Source organism: Agrilactobacillus fermenti (assembly GCF_021030645.1).
Lineage (GTDB): Bacteria > Bacillota > Bacilli > Lactobacillales > Lactobacillaceae > Agrilactobacillus > Agrilactobacillus fermenti.
Genome location: NZ_JACGCJ010000042.1, coordinates 1 through 15111, shown reverse-complemented (window position 1 = coordinate 15111; position 15111 = coordinate 1). Strand labels below are relative to the sequence as shown.

The window sequence follows — 15111 nt, the reverse complement described above, 5'->3', positions numbered from 1 at the left end:
CTTCATCACTTCGATCAGATGTCAAACGGTGTGGGTTTGATATTCGATCGAAGTGATGAAATAATCGCCCATCGGAATATCGAAAAAAATCTCTCAAATCGTGTCCAAGATATTGACTCAAATCCAAGGCTTATTTATTTGACATGCTTGATATTTTATATCACTAAATTAGCAACTAGGCTAATACAATTTCCGATAAAACACCTGGTGATGACAAACGTAACACCTTAACCTATCATTGTTGTCACATCTATTGTATCTGTCGCTTTAAATCTTTAAACTGTGTCTAAACTTATCAGGGAGGAAAAATTCATGCGTAAAAGTACAAAGATTTTCATCGGCATCATTCTGACATTAGGGATTTTATACGGTGGCCTGAGGATTTTTGAAAAAGTATATATGGGCGGCACTGAATACTACACTCAAATCACTACAAGCGGTAAACAACTTAAAGAAAAAGATGACCAAGGACATACTTTTTATGATTATCGCTATCAACAACTTGGATTTGACGAAGAAGGCCGACAGCAAGTTTTAGAATTTAACGCCAATAAATCTCGGCCGTTAAAACATCAGGCCTATCTTAAAATAACTTTTAACAGTAGTAAGGGTGTAACACAATGGAGCGAAGTAGCTGCTTCGGAAGTACCAAAAAAAGCAAAACAAGCATTAGCTAACCGTTAACGCCTCAAGGATGCAGTATAATAAGAAGTAAACAAGGAGGTTATTTTAAAATGAATAGTTATCGGGAATATTGGCGCAAAATGTTTGTGTTTAATGCGACAGCTACGCGCAAGCAGTATTGGTCTGCTGTTATTATTAATTACATTGTAATTGGCTTATATGCCTTTCTTAGTGGGCAATGGCGCAATTTTGATGATTATGGCCGCTTTCAAATGAACCTTTCAATAGGATCTTTGATTTTTGGCTTGTTGTTATTATTAGTTTGGATCGCAAATTTTACAATTCGTGCCCGTCGTTTACATGATACTGACAGAAGCAATTGGTGGATCTTAATCACGATTCTACCTTTAATTGGTAGTATCTGGTTCTTTATATTATTGATCTTACCTTCTCGACCATCCAGGCGTTGGCCGCTAAACCAGACTGAAGTTGAGAATTGATTTAAAAAATTTAGGTCTAAATAACTCATAACGCATAAGTAAAGAATGACTAAACAATTTTATGCTAAAAGAATAATCGCAGTTTTCAGATTCAATATTGATCTAGAAAACTGCGATTATTTATTATAAATATATTCATTGGTAGTTGCATATCTTGGTTGCGACCGTTTTATTGAGGTAACTATGCATGATTATAATGTTGCCTACGAACAATTTCAAATATGCTTAAAACGCCAATAACCAGCCCAACGCCAGTACCTATTAAGTGGTGGTTTACCTTAGAACCTGTATGCGGCAGGGTTTGCTGTGCCGTAATTGGGTAAAGTTTGGGCACTCGTTTTGAGAGAACCGGTTGTGTTTTCGTCGTCTCCTTTGAATCGGAGTTCTTATTATTTGCACGTAGTTGAGATAAATTAAGTAGATTTTCATCGTCTATTGACTGATAATCATAGGTTCTCTTTATGTTCACAGAGCTTATATCGTGTCTTTGGTTTTCGGTCATGATTTGAAGGTCACGACTGTCACCCACTATAGTTTGTCCAGAGTCAGTCAAGCTAGTAGTAACTGGATTAATCGTAGGTTGAGCTTTTTGGGTTGAAATACCCGTAGCCGATGATGTGTCACTTGATTCAGTCGGCACGACAGTTTTAGTTTCAGTGGGCACTGTATTTTCATTGCCGTTTTGAGTTTGATTACGATTTAAATAAAGTGGCGCTTGTATTGTTTCTGAACTAGCTGTTTTCGATGCGTCTTGATCTTTGCTCATTACTCTTTCATTGGTGTCTGTGGCAGTAGTAACCTGTGAGCTGTTATTGGGCTCTGTAGTTTGATTTGGTGTTTGAGCTACTTTTGTTTCAGAGTTAGGCTGTGACACAATATTCTGTACTGGTCCCACTACCCTATCATTGGTAAATTTTGAAGACTCAGGCAATTGTACCGTTTCAGATACGTTAGTTTGAGTTAAACTAACATTATTAACCGCTATTGAGGCTGATTGTGTGGTGGCCAAGCTTTGTTGTGGCCAAAATATACCCGACAACAGACTGCTACAAATCAATAAATATAAGCCGACATACTTATTTGACGGCTGGCTTTGTTTCCTAAATTGCCCCATGAATCGTCGTTCCTTCCCCCGAGGTACATGTGAAAATGATGTGATCAAAAATTAGTCCGTATAAATCAACGTTATTATCATAACATAGATTGTTTTCCAAAATAAATAAAGAAATAAAACATGTGACCGGGTCAAAACAAATAGTTTCCAGTCACATGTTAATTACGAATATTTTGATTTAAACGTGCCCAAGTGTTGATCGCCTTTGATCTTGCTTTCTTTAAAATTATTATAGTGATAATTGATATTGTTACTTTTTAACTCAGGGAAAATGCAATTTATATCAAGTTTTAATAACTTTTAAATAACAGCTTTTAAATGGTATTCTGGTGAAAAACTAACCATTGCTTCCTGGTGCGTAAATTCTAAAGAGAAACGATGCCATTTAATTTCAGATAAAACATTCTGATTTAAGGGAAATTCGTTAATTTCTTTACAGGTATGATTTTGATAGTGGATAATGATGGCTTTGATCTGAACATAGTGAAATTGCCGTTCAGTTAAGCTGTGCTGGATAATTGCTTTATGACTCATTTGGCTAGCCTCCTAAAATTTGCTTAAACTAAGCTTATCAAATTTAAAGCTAAACTATGATTGTCATGAAGAAAAGACCTGGTATAGGTGGGTACTAGGAAGAAAATTTTTAAAAACAGCTGTTTTTTTGATTTTTTTCTAAGTTAAGTATAAATTTCATTGAATAAGCTTCACAGGCTTTTCATTTATGCTTATACTTAACAGAGTTATCCAGATATGATTGGGGAATTAACATGCGATTGTCCATACGAAAATTACCGGCGCTATTTGATTTGATTTTTTTATTAGTTACGATATTAGAAATTTTAACGCTCTTTTTAATGTGCCTATTCTCTTCCCGCTATACAGTTCACGATATATTTAAAGTTTATGGTAACATTTCTGCTAAGGTTTTCTGGATTTACAGCATCGGTATTTTATTACATATCATTTCTTATATTAAGTCGTTAGAAAGTAATTGGATCCTCTTTGCCAATTTAATCGGTATCTTTTCATTTTTGATTTATTGGATCCTACCAAATTATTTTCTGGTTGCATTAGTTTTTCAGTGGATCTCTGTTTACACTTTAATGACACGATCGCAGAAATCATCTGAAGCCAATTTACATTAATTTTGCTACTGGGGGTTTTAGAGTGTTATTCCAGCATTATATTGATAAGTTTCAACATATGAACTCAGTTGAGCAGTTTGTGGCCTTATGTTTATTAATCGCGCTTGGTTTAATGATTGTTGAACCACTGGTTGCTTATATTGCAGCGACAGTTAAAAAACACGCCGTGGAAAAGGATATTCGACAACAAACTATCCGCAAAAAGAATTGAATTATAAAAACGCATTAATCACCTGATATTGTCATAATAGTGATTAATGCGTTATTTTATTTGTTTTGTCAGCAACTGGTTTGGCCCAAATAAATTTCTCGATTGCTTGCGTTACCGTCGGGTTATGCATATGCAAATGGCTATGTTGCGCATTCGAACCAGTCACTTGAAGTTCTTGATAACTTTTAGCATAAGGCTGAATTAAATAGCTTAAAGAGCGGGCTGAAACCAAACTGACAACAGAATCTGAGTTAGAGCCATCTTGTAAATTGCCATAAATATTTAAAACCGGGACCTGTTTTGGAAACTGATCAGCGGTTGCTTTCATTTGTCGAAAAAGTGGTGTTTGAAATTTAGGTTCTAACTGGCTATTTAAAAAGTAATTACGATTAGCTTGGTCACCAAATCCCAAAATCCCATCAAAAGGTCCGGCAATTGTCACTAGCTTTTGCATTCGAGGTACGGCGTTCAAATCTTTTTTTCTCAGACTATATAATACCCAAGCAACAGCACCCATTGAATGTCCAATCGCATTGTAATTGGTTACATGATATTTTTGCTTTAAAAGGACCAATGCCTTTTGAAGCCATAATGAGAACTGCATTTCACCAGCGGTATTATTTTCAAATACAATACCGATTAATGGATTTAAAGTACCCTTTGATAAAACCCCTTTAACGTGAAGTTTTCCTTTCAAATCAACTGTGATAGTCATCACGTGGGTGCCAATACCAGCCTCATGAATATCAGCCATCATATCCGCTTCCGAAGCAAAACGCCCGTGGTATCCATGTACAAAAATAGTTGGGGTGGCCGTTTTCTGGTAAACACGTTTAACGGTTTCTACTTGCTGCTTCATATGATATCTGTGGACACCAAAAACAACCGCTATGATGACCATAACGATTGTTAAAATGATGCCGATCCAACCCCAAAATCTTTTCCTCAAAATGACGCCCTCTTTTTATGAAGTGGTTGTTGACTGTCGGGCAAAACGCCAGTGCTGTTGCATTTTTTTACCGATGATTGCCGCTACAATTGGTAGTGTGATTCCAACAAGGCTCAGAATTGTCCAAGCATCGAAATTGATTTTTTCGAGTACGAAAAAGACGGCTTTGTGTGAGAACATAATGATCATGGTGTGCTTCCCGACGATTGCTAGAAAGTGTTTCAAAGGCGTAAATTGTAACCAGTAAGAAATTGCTAAAACAGAAAATGTAAAAATTAATGGCACAAACATGGCAAACCAGGAATTAGTAATCTGATGTGATTTCATATAAATGACTTCATCGATCATACCGAGGTTTTGAGCAACAATCAACCCAGATGCTGTAGCAATACTCAAAGCAAGTAACCACCGCGATTGGACCAAACGTTTTAAATATTTAAATGAAAAATAACCGATCCACATATAAAAGGCTGCCATTAAAGTCACATCAGCATTCCAAGGCATTGGGAACCCAAAGGCTGATTGGGCATCTTTATAAGAAGTACCCAGCAAAAACAGGGCACCCACAATCAGAAACTGTAACATCTTATTGGGTATAAACGTAATGATAAAAGTGACTACAATTAACGCCAGAATATAAACAGTCATAAACCAAAAAGCACTAGTATAGCCATTTAGCTCGGTACCACCATACAACAAACGCCCAAAATAACCCAAGGTATAGTGGGCATTTCGTTGTTCCACAAAAAAGTTGATCAAAATGATCGTAGCCCCGGCTAGCAAATAGTCCCGCAAAAGCGGCCAAACTTTTCGCCGAATGAACTGTGGTACCGTATATTCTTGAACTTTCAGCGATTTGATAAAGAAACCACCAATTAAAAAGAACAAAGGCATGTGCCACCAGTAAGTAGTCTCATAGAAGGTGTCTTTTGCTGGGTAAGCATGGCCGACAACTACGGCAACGATGCCTAAAGCCTTGGCAATATCGATCCATTCAATTCTTTTTTTCTTTGCATGACGACCAAAATTGGTTTCAAGCATATATTAAAAAACTCCTTCATTTTGTAATCATAAACAATTTTATAAAAACAATTATAACGAGTTTGTATGAAGAAAGTTTTAATGAAAGCAGAATAATTCTGAATCTTTCTGGTATGTTCCTGTTTACAGTTATCTGAAAAAATATTTTTTTAGATAACCCACGTTTTAATATTGCATTAGAGTAAACATATCATAATCTTTAATTTTATCTCGACCATGCAGATCTCGAAGCTCAATTAAAAATGCGGTGCCAACCACAATGCCACCCAATTTTTCCACGAGTTCAATTGTTGCAGCAATTGTGCCACCGGTGGCCATTAAATCATCTACAACTAAAACTTTTTGTCCCGGTTTAACGGCATCTTTGTGCATATATAAAGATGCCTTGCCATATTCCAAATTATAACTGACTGAAACAGTTTCTCGGGGCAGTTTACCCTTCTTCCGTGCTGGTGCAAAACCAACCCCGAGTTTATAGGCAACTGGGCAGCCAACAATAAATCCACGGGCTTCAGGGCCACAAATCATTTCTACACCCTTATCAGCGGCATAATGTGCAATATCATTGGTTGCCTGACTATAAGCCTCGCCATCTTCCATTAATGGTGAAATGTCCCGAAAAGTAACGCCCTTTTCAGGGAAATCAGGGACATCAGCTACAAATTGTTTATAATCCATTATTATTAATCTTTCCTTAATCCTTAGATTCTTTTTATAATTAATCTTGTTTGTTTTCAGAAACCAACTGATTGATCCAATGCAATAATTCCTGATTCGTTTGTCGGTCAATCTGCTGTTCTATTTGCAAACGCTGTACCATTGATTGGTAAACGGGCGCCTCAGTTAATTGATGTTTTTTCAAGTGTGATGAGATCGACAAAGCACCATCTTCTATTTTAACAAATCCCAATTGGGAAAACACCTTCAAAATAAACCGTAATTCTAAGTCGCTGACTTGTAAATAGGCCGCCATTTTTTGTTGCTGCATTACCGGTAAACTTGAGTGACTTCTGACGTAATTGAGTACGCGCGAAAACTTTTGCCGATTTGGCAGTTGGAAATTAGTTGGCTGGGCATTGAAAAAGGTAAATCGTAACTTGTTTGCGTGCTGTTGGCTAAGTAAAAAACTAAGTTGTGCTAAAGTTTCCGGCTGGTCGATAATTGTGATACTAGTGGCTTTTGTAACAAGTTGGTCTGTAAAAAAAGCTACTTGACGATCAATACTGTGAATAAACTTTTGTGATCGTTTTAAATAATGTTTTCTGAAGAAAACATAAAGATCCGGTGCTGAAAAAAGGCCAGCTGTTAACTTTGTCTGTTTTGTAACCAGTATTTTAGGCTGATGCTCAACAGCTTTGTGGGGCTTAATGTCGTTTGCGGTCGGTTCACTAGACATTGTAGTTTGGTTAAATTGAATGTCTTGTAATAATAGTTGTAAATTTTTTTGACCACGAAATTCATTTAAGCTCAAAGTGCCGAGCACATTGATGGCTCCGCTTTGTTTTTGAGCCGAGGCAATTAATGTCGGTGCGTTAAAACAAACTGCAGTTAGTTTTTTGTTTTGATCTGATAATTGGAGACGCATGTGTTGCTGATTTTGGCCCATTGTCTTAAGCTGACTAAAATGAACTCGATCAATTGCAATTAGTGGCTCGGGATTATTCGTTCCAAAGGGCGCTAATGTCTGTAACGCCGTAAAAAAAGTCATATTACAATCGGCTAAGCTTAAAACTAGATCAACATATTTTACTGGCGCTGTTTGAACATGAAAATTATTATTTGTCGCATAAGTTTCCATTCCTCGATGAATCGTCGCAATATTCTCTTGTTTGATTGTCAGCCCCACTGCCATTTGATGTCCCCCAAAATTTTCGGTCAGTTGCCGATTTTGGTTGATACTGGCGAATAGATCAAAACCGGCAACGCTACGGCCAGAACCCTTGGCAATATTGGTTGTTGGGTTTAAATTCAAAATAAGTGCTGGTTTACCTGTTGTTTCCACAATATGACTGGCCACAATCCCTAGAACACCTTCATGCCAATTTTCACCAGTAATCACTAGGGTTTTGGCAGTTTGATTCTCTGGAGCTTGAGCGGTTTTTAAAGCTGCCTGAGTGATTTTTTGAACTAACTTTTGACGTTCTTGATTTGTCTGTTCCAATTGTTTGGCCAGTTCATCAGCATAATCAGGATCTAACGTTGTCAATAAATCTACACCTGGATTAGCATCACCCATGCGTCCAATGGCATTTAGACGTGGTCCAATCATAAAGCCAATGGTCGTTTCATTAATCTGTTCTGGCTTGATGCCTGCCGTGCGGTAGAGACTTTGAAGGCCCATACGCTCTGTATGTTGTAAAACTTTTAAACCATTAGCGACAATAATACGATTTTCATCTGTGAGTGAGACTAAATCAGCAACGGTACCTAAGGCAGCCAAATCCAAAAGATCTGTGGGCACTTCTTCTAATAAGGCACAAGCCACTTTAAAAGCAACGCCAGCACCAGATAAATCCCCAAAAGGATAGTTGCCCTCAGGGTGCCGTGGGTGGATGATTGCTGTGGCTTCCGGTAAAACTTTAGGTAATTCATGGTGATCGGTAATGACGACATCAACGCCATGCGTCATGGCATAAGCAACGGCTTCGTTGCCTGCAACGCCGTTATCAACTGTAATGATCAACTGATAGCCTTGTTTGACGAAGTATTTATAAACTTGCAAATTTGGGCCATATCCGTCGTCAAATCGATTGGGGATGTAAGTTTCAACTTCGCCGCCAATACTTTCAATGGCTTCTTTCATAATGGCAGTACTTGTCAAGCCATCAACATCATAGTCACCATAGATCACCATTTTTTCATTTGCAAGAATACCTTGTTTAATTCGATCGATACCAGGTTTCATATCGAAGAGTTGCTTGGGATCATGGAGATTTTGTAAGTCAGGGTGAATAAAATTTTCGTATTTCTTAGGTTCATCGATTCCCCGAGTAACGAGTAGCTGCGCGACAGTCTCGTCAAGTCCAAAGGTTTCACGCAGGCTTTGAACACTAGTTTTATCAGGCCTATCTTTAGTCTTCCAAGTGAATTTGGCACACAAATTTAAAACCCCTTTGTCTTTTTTACAACTAGAAAAGTATAACAGTCTGGTCTAAAAAATAAAGCAATTAATAAAATAAAAAAACTGAGGTTTGTGATGTCAGGACCTCAGCAAAATATTTTAATTAAAAACAGCTAAATTCTCTTTTGTAGCTGACTGCTCATTGATCAGGTTTCCTTGTAAGCACCAACGATTAACGCCGCCATCGGCACAAGTAATCAGTGTCAGTAGTTTGGCACCTTTTACATCATCAATTAGCCAGACTGACTTAGGATCAACAATTTTCTTATAAGTAATCCGGTAAGTATAAACTTTATTCAAATCGGTAATATACATATATTGACCAAGCTGAGCACGTTCTAATGGTGAGAACAAAGCACCTTTGTTTGTCATATAATGGCCGGCGAGTGCATAATTGCCCTTCCCCATCACCTGATCTGGTTTCATGGTGCCCCCGCCAGTGCTTAAAGCGGTGTCACTCAATCCTTTTACAATCGGTAATTTTAAACCCACGGCAGGAACAGCTAATTTGCCAAGTGGATTAGCGTCATTTTGCATGGAAGTTTTGACGACTTGATTTACGGAAATACTTTTAACCTTTGAAAAATCAAATTGACCATCTTTAAGTTCATTTTGTTTGATCTGATCACGAGTTAGATTTTGCATTTTAGCCTCGGCATTGCGCTGCACCAAGTAACTCTTGATTGGTTCGTTAAAAATCAATAACAGCCCTATTATAAAGACGATGACGAGAAAAATCCATCCCATTGCCTTGCCGAATTTTTTCATAGTCAGTCACTCCTAAAATTGTCCAAACTTGATTATCATATAAATAATAAGGAAAAGCAAACAATATAATTAGACCAGTTGATAGTCATACTTTTTCAGTGATTTGAATTGAAATGTCCTCGACGAGCGTGAGGTAAAAGGTACTCAGTACCTGAGTACTAACAAGAATTGCGACAATAGTGGGCTTGCCATTTGGGCCATTCGTGATTAGATGAGGGTGTTGCCTTTTGGAGCATTTTTAAAATCTAATTGTTCGCAAACGCATAGTAGCTAAAAGCAAAGCGTTAATTGTGTTTCAGCCTCAAAAACGACCCATTTTAATGCGTAAAAAAACGCTTTATAGTAAAATAGCAAGAGTTCTGATTAAAAAGTAACCATCAATCAATGATCAAGAAAGTAGCGATTTGATATGTATGTTGTACAAGATTTAAAGTTAGACTCATTTCCTTTAGCAGCTTTTATTCAAATGAGCCAACGGTTTGACCCAGTCTATATTTTTGATGCGCCAGATCAACCGACACTAAAAATAGCTCTGGGTGCAATTGATAGTTTTGAACCGCAGACTAATCAAACAGCTTTTAATGATATTTCGAATTGGTATGCCCATATTGCTCAAAGTATACCGGATAAATATATGCAAGATTTAGCTGTTGTTGGGGGGCTCCCTTTTCAAAAAAACGGTCAGGCTTCAATCAGAACAGATGTATGGCGTGATTTAGATCACGGCTACTTTTTCCTGCCTCAATTGCTCATTCATATTGCTAAAGATGATTATAAAGCTCACATTTTTAGTGTTGGCACCACATTTGACAACACTCAACAGCAATTACAATCATTTTTGACTAACCTAAAACTTTTGGCTGCTCACGCAGATACTGGATCAATTTCAAAACTACATCTGCAGCAAAAGAAAGAACTGGCCTTACAACATTGGCAGAGTCTTGTAAAACAAACGGTAACACAGTTAAATACAACAGCGAACTTACAAAAGGTTGTTCTTTCGCGACAGATGCAAGTTCAGTTTACCGGTACGCTAGAGTTAAAACAATTGTTTAACAATTTGCGACGCGCCAACCTGAATACTTATCATGTGATTTTGAAATTGCGTGGGTCAGTTTTCGTAAGTGCCACACCTGAGCGGCTGTTGAAGATAGCTAATCACCATTTATATACCGCAGCAGTTGCTGGAACAATTCGTCGTGGTACTACACCTGATTCGGACATACGCTATGGGCAAACATTGTTAGCAGATCAGAAGAATTTGCAGGAGCATCAATATGTCGTTCAAAATATTATTGACAATTTACGGCGGCTAAAATTACAGCCACATTATGCCACACGACCACAATTGCTAAAGAATCCCAATGTGCAGCACTTATATACACCAATCACTAGTATTTTGCCTAAACAAATTTCAGCTTTTGAGATCTTACAGCAATTACATCCAACGCCTGCATTAGGTGGTTTGCCGCAAACGTTAGCTTCACAAGTGATTGCGGCCGTTGAAAATTATGATCGTGGTTTATATGGCGCGCCTATTGGGTATTTACAGTTTGATGGTGTTGGCGAATTTGTAGTCGGTATTCGTAGTGCATTATTACGGCAACAGACTGCTTGGTTATTTGCTGGTGCAGGTATCGTGGCTGATTCAGATGCAGCAGCAGAAGTGTTAGAAACACGATTAAAATTTCAGCCAATGTTAAATACTCTATTTAGTACAGATCAAAGAGGAGATCACGCAAATGGCAACTAATGGTAATGCATCAACTGAAGCGGCACAAACCTTAACGACTTATGTGCACACACTGATAGCAGCCTTACTAGCTCAAAAGATTACGCACGTAGTTTTAGCACCAGGGTCACGTTCGACACCAGTCGCTTTAATTTTAGCCCAATATGCTCAAGCTGGAAGACTTACATTGCATGTCGATGTGGATGAACGTTCAGCCGGTTTTTATGCACTAGGTTTAACTAAAGTAAGTCATCGGCCCACCCTACTTGTTTGTACATCGGGAACCGCGGCCGCAAATTTTCTACCTGCGATTTGTGAGGCTCGGTTAACAAATCAACCGCTGATTGTCTTAACCACAGATCGACCACCAGAATTAACCAATATTGGTGCACCGCAAGCTATCGATCAGGTGAAGCTATATGGTGATCAAGTTAAAAACTTTACCCAATTACCTCTCCCATCGGCTTGTGCTGATGAACTTGCGTATCTTGATTTTAACGTCCAGCGCCAAGTTATCTATGCCCAGCAAATACCAATGGGCCCAGTACATCTGAACTTACCTCTGCGCAAACCGTTAATGCCGATTTTAGATCAGCCACTACCGGAAAACTTAGTGAAACCGATAGCTGTAGCTGAAATCAAACAACAACTGCCACCAACATTGTCAACGCAAATCAGGCAGCTGTTCTCAAATAAAAAAGTATTGGTTATCGCTGGTCCAGATATGACAACAACGATAACAGCACAAGATCAGCAATTTTTAAAAACAAGTGGTTGGTTGATTCTGGCTGATGTTTTAAGTGGGTTACGCGGTCAAAATATGCCTAATGTTATTCATAGTTATGATATTTTGTTACAACAATATCCACAATTGCCAACAGAATTGCTGCCAGATACTATTTTACGCTTTGGTACCACGCCAGTTTCTGCAGGAATCAAGCAGTTGCTACAGCATTTTAAAGGGCCAATTGTCTATTTGGATCCGCAAGCTACTTTAGCAGACTATACCAAATCCGCGCGGTTGGTATTGCCAGGAACCTTGCAAACCGTGAGTCAAGCAGGTCCCTTTATCAACGCGCCAGAACAGGAAAGTTTTAACCAACGGTGGCAGACTTTGCAGACAGCTCTAACGGCAACTGTCTCACAAACACTGGCTGCGCAAACGGCTCTTTCTGAGATACAATTACCGGTGATCATGGCAGCCACTTTAACGGCTGGAAACATTTTTCTCAGTAATTCCATGCCTATTCGCGATTTTGACAACTATTTTGAACCGCAAAATAGTCAAAAGTTTGCTATTTATTGTAATCGTGGGGCAAATGGCATCGACGGGGTCACTTCGACTGCCTTAGGGATATTTAGTCAGAGCGCAAATGCGGCTAACTTTTTGGTAACGGGTGATTTGGCCTTTTTCCATGATCTAACGGGATTAATGATGGCACAAAGGTATCATCTTAATGTGACGATCATTGTCATCAACAACAATGGTGGCGGTATTTTTTCCTTTTTGCCACAACATGCAGCTTCAGATTATTTTGAAACAGTTTTTGGCACACCACAAAATTTGAATATTGAAAAAATTGCTATGGCTTATAACTTTAACTATCAATTGATTAAAAATAAATCTGCTTTACAAAAAGCATTAAGCCAGTCAAATAAGGGACCAAGAATATTAGAAATTCAAACAGATCGTGAAATAAATTTAAAACAACATCAAGCATTGACACAAAAAATAAAACCAATATGGGAGGCCAATTTTGCAGATTTCCGTAAATGATGCAAACTATAAAATTCAAAAAATCGGTCATGGGGCGCCTTACTGGTTAATTTTGCACGGTTTTATGGGCAACCATCATGAATTTGAAACGATTGCCACTAAATTACCGGGTACAAAGCTATTACCCGACTTATTGGGACACGGTGGAACAACAGCAACAAAGCAGCATGCGTTCACAATGACACAACAAGTTATAGATCTGATGATGCTCACAACCCAATTGGTACCCGATCAACGATTAAATGTCTTAGGTTATTCTATGGGTGGCCGGATTGCCGTTGCTTTTGCGAACACACACCCCGAACGTATCCAAACATTATTTTTAGAAAGTACCCGTCCTGGTATAGCTACTCAAAAGCAACGGGATATTCGACGACAGCATGACCAAGTGTTGGCCAAAAGATTACTGACTCATGGGCTTCACGATTTTGTAAATTATTGGACTGAGTTACCCTTATTTGCATCTCAAAAACGATTACCACAAGCCGTTCAGCAACGAGTTAAAGCTATGCGCCTACACCAGAGGGCAGATTTACTGGCTCGGAGTTTGACAGAAATGGGTACTGGCAGCCAAGCAAATTACTGGCCAGACCTCATAAAATTAACGCAACCAACGCATTTGATCGTTGGGGCACTCGATCGAAAATTCACTGATATCAATACTAAAATGGTCAGACAACTGCCTAATGTAACCTTGACCAAAATTCCGAATGCGGGGCACAATAGTCACTTAGAGGCGCCCAATACTTTTATCAAGGCGGTGTTGAAGGAGTTGACTGATTATGCGTTTGATTGAGATTCAAATCCGCTCGCTGACGTTAAATTTAAGGCAAAATTTCAAATCCAATCATGAGAATCTTAGACAACGCCGGTTACATATTTTGCGTTTAACAACAGCAACTGGGCAAATTAGCTATGGTGAACTTGAAGCCTTCGATACACCAACTTATATGGCCGAAACACAGGCAACCGCTATTTGGCAATTGAAACATGTCATTCTGCCAAGAATACTGAATCGTGATTTTACTTCACCACGGGATTTCAATAGTTATCTGGCTGATATTGTAGATAATCAACTTGCAAAAGCTGCAGTAGAGATGCCCGTTTGGGAATTGTTTGCTCAGTTGGCTCAATTACCATTAGCTGATTATTTGGCTCAATCTATTGGGACAAAGGCTCAAAGCAAAGCTACTTTTGGTGTGAGTTTGGGTATCAATGATCAAGTTCAACTCATTGAAAGCATTAATCATCACATTGCTAGCGGTGTCCAGCGGTTTAAAATTAAATTAGGTTCAGTTGCTGATATTGCGGTTTTGCGCACGATTCGTCAAATTTTTCCAAGCATTGCATTGCTGGTAGATGGTAATGGTGCTTTTCAAAAATCAGACTTACCCTATCTAAAACAACTGGACACGCTGCAATTAGACATGCTTGAGCAGCCTTTTACCAATCAGTCTTTTTTAGATCACCAATGGTTACAACGACAATTGCAGACGCCAATCTGTTTAGATGAACGGATCCATGATATGGAGGATCTGCGGGTGATGATGATTTTAAAGAGCGGTCAAGTATTAAACTTAAAACCTGCCCGAGTTGGCGGCTTTCAAGTAGCGTTAGCAATGCTGAAGTTTTGTCAACAACATGGACTGCCATGTTGGGTCGGTGGTATGGTGGAAAGTGATCTTGGCCGTCGTTACGTTCAAGAGTTTGCTCGGCTAAGCGGTTTAGAATACCCAGGTGATATTGGCCCAGTACAACAATTTTATCAGCAAGGATTGTTAGCAAGCACACCAGAAGCTGAACGCTCAGAATTAACTTTTCATAATCAAGTTGGACTCGGCCTGCAACCAAGTGAGTTATTGACGCAACTATTTGATTAAAGCCATCTTTCAGAATCAAAATGAGACAAAGCTTTGGAAACCACGTTTAAGCAATAAACAGCCGTAACTTAAATAAAGTGAGGTCGGAAACAAAACATTAGTTTTGCTTCGGCCTCACTTTATTAGTGCGCCCGGCATGGGCGCTAACTTGGTGGTGAAAGTCCACTATAGACCGTAGTAGTCGGAACTATTAGTTGAGGACAAGGGTGTCCACCGTGAGGTGGAATCTGAAGGAAGTCTAAAGCAAAG

15 protein-coding genes are annotated in these 15111 nt (G+C 38.7%); 8 read left to right on the top strand and 7 right to left on the bottom strand.

The genetic code is table 11. The annotated features are described in order from the left end of the window. The first annotated feature begins 312 nt into the window (after nucleotides 1-312). Together FHQ08_RS11785 and FHQ08_RS11780 are read left to right on the top strand one after the other, a co-directional pair. A complete protein-coding gene (locus FHQ08_RS11785; RefSeq protein ID WP_230914579.1) occupies nucleotides 313-684 on the top strand; it encodes a YxeA family protein in 372 nt (123 codons plus the stop codon). A 50-nt stretch (nucleotides 685-734) separates the two neighbouring features. Next, complete coding sequence (locus FHQ08_RS11780) at nucleotides 735-1124, top strand: DUF805 domain-containing protein (RefSeq protein WP_230914578.1); 390 nt, start codon at nucleotides 735-737, stop codon at nucleotides 1122-1124. 181 nt (nucleotides 1125-1305) lie between these two features. Here the strand turns inward: FHQ08_RS11780 and FHQ08_RS11775 are convergent, their stop codons facing one another. Next, complete coding sequence (locus tag FHQ08_RS11775; RefSeq protein ID WP_230914577.1) at nucleotides 1306-2238, bottom strand: hypothetical protein; 933 nt, start codon at nucleotides 2236-2238, stop codon at nucleotides 1306-1308. Between the two features lie 300 nt (nucleotides 2239-2538). Beyond that, nucleotides 2539-2772 (bottom strand): hypothetical protein, encoded by a 234-nt coding sequence (locus tag FHQ08_RS11770; protein ID WP_230914576.1) that lies wholly within the window; start codon nucleotides 2770-2772, stop codon nucleotides 2539-2541. A 233-nt stretch (nucleotides 2773-3005) separates the two neighbouring features. On the opposite strand from FHQ08_RS11770, the gene FHQ08_RS11765 reads away from it, so the two are divergent. Continuing rightward, nucleotides 3006-3383, top strand: a complete 378-nt coding sequence (locus tag FHQ08_RS11765) for a hypothetical protein (RefSeq protein WP_230914575.1) — start codon at nucleotides 3006-3008, stop codon at nucleotides 3381-3383. A 22-nt stretch (nucleotides 3384-3405) separates the two neighbouring features. After that, entirely contained in the window at nucleotides 3406-3594 is a 189-nt protein-coding gene (locus FHQ08_RS11760) for a hypothetical protein (RefSeq protein ID WP_230914574.1), read from the top strand. 43 nt (nucleotides 3595-3637) lie between these two features. On the opposite strand, the gene FHQ08_RS11755 is transcribed toward FHQ08_RS11760, so the two are convergent. The 5 genes from FHQ08_RS11755 to FHQ08_RS11735 form a co-directional block, all read right to left on the bottom strand. Next, nucleotides 3638-4543 carry an alpha/beta hydrolase gene (locus FHQ08_RS11755; RefSeq protein ID WP_230914573.1) on the bottom strand — a complete coding sequence of 302 codons (906 nt, stop codon included), beginning with the start codon at nucleotides 4541-4543 and terminating at the stop codon, nucleotides 3638-3640. Between the two features lie 15 nt (nucleotides 4544-4558). Beyond that, on the bottom strand, nucleotides 4559-5584 hold the full coding sequence (locus tag FHQ08_RS11750) for an acyltransferase family protein (RefSeq protein WP_230914572.1): 1026 nt from the start codon (nucleotides 5582-5584) through the stop codon (nucleotides 4559-4561). 165 nt (nucleotides 5585-5749) lie between these two features. Then, on the bottom strand, nucleotides 5750-6262 hold the full coding sequence (locus FHQ08_RS11745; RefSeq protein ID WP_269073951.1) for an adenine phosphoribosyltransferase: 513 nt from the start codon (nucleotides 6260-6262) through the stop codon (nucleotides 5750-5752). Nucleotides 6263-6302: 40 nt separating this feature from the next. After that, nucleotides 6303-8684: a single-stranded-DNA-specific exonuclease RecJ gene (gene recJ / locus FHQ08_RS11740; RefSeq protein WP_230914571.1), complete on the bottom strand. Its 2382-nt coding sequence runs from the start codon at nucleotides 8682-8684 to the stop codon at nucleotides 6303-6305. Between the two features lie 120 nt (nucleotides 8685-8804). Next, nucleotides 8805-9473 (bottom strand): class A sortase, encoded by a 669-nt coding sequence (locus FHQ08_RS11735; RefSeq protein ID WP_230914570.1) that lies wholly within the window; start codon nucleotides 9471-9473, stop codon nucleotides 8805-8807. 409 nt (nucleotides 9474-9882) lie between these two features. On the opposite strand from FHQ08_RS11735, the gene FHQ08_RS11730 reads away from it, so the two are divergent. Genes FHQ08_RS11730 through menC form a run of 4 tightly spaced genes read left to right on the top strand, consistent with a single transcriptional unit; the run spans nucleotide 9883 to nucleotide 14862 of the window. Then, complete coding sequence (locus FHQ08_RS11730; protein WP_230914569.1) at nucleotides 9883-11226, top strand: isochorismate synthase; 1344 nt, start codon at nucleotides 9883-9885, stop codon at nucleotides 11224-11226. Next, nucleotides 11216-12982, top strand: a complete 1767-nt coding sequence (gene menD, locus FHQ08_RS11725; RefSeq protein ID WP_230914568.1) for a 2-succinyl-5-enolpyruvyl-6-hydroxy-3-cyclohexene-1-carboxylic-acid synthase — start codon at nucleotides 11216-11218, stop codon at nucleotides 12980-12982. The genes FHQ08_RS11730 and menD overlap by 11 nt, the downstream gene beginning before the upstream one ends. After that, on the top strand, nucleotides 12963-13778 hold the full coding sequence (gene menH / locus FHQ08_RS11720; RefSeq protein WP_230914567.1) for a 2-succinyl-6-hydroxy-2,4-cyclohexadiene-1-carboxylate synthase: 816 nt from the start codon (nucleotides 12963-12965) through the stop codon (nucleotides 13776-13778). The genes menD and menH overlap by 20 nt, the downstream gene beginning before the upstream one ends. Continuing rightward, nucleotides 13765-14862, top strand: a complete 1098-nt coding sequence (gene menC, locus FHQ08_RS11715; RefSeq protein WP_230914566.1) for an o-succinylbenzoate synthase — start codon at nucleotides 13765-13767, stop codon at nucleotides 14860-14862. The genes menH and menC overlap by 14 nt, the downstream gene beginning before the upstream one ends. Nucleotides 14863-15111 lie beyond the last annotated feature (249 nt).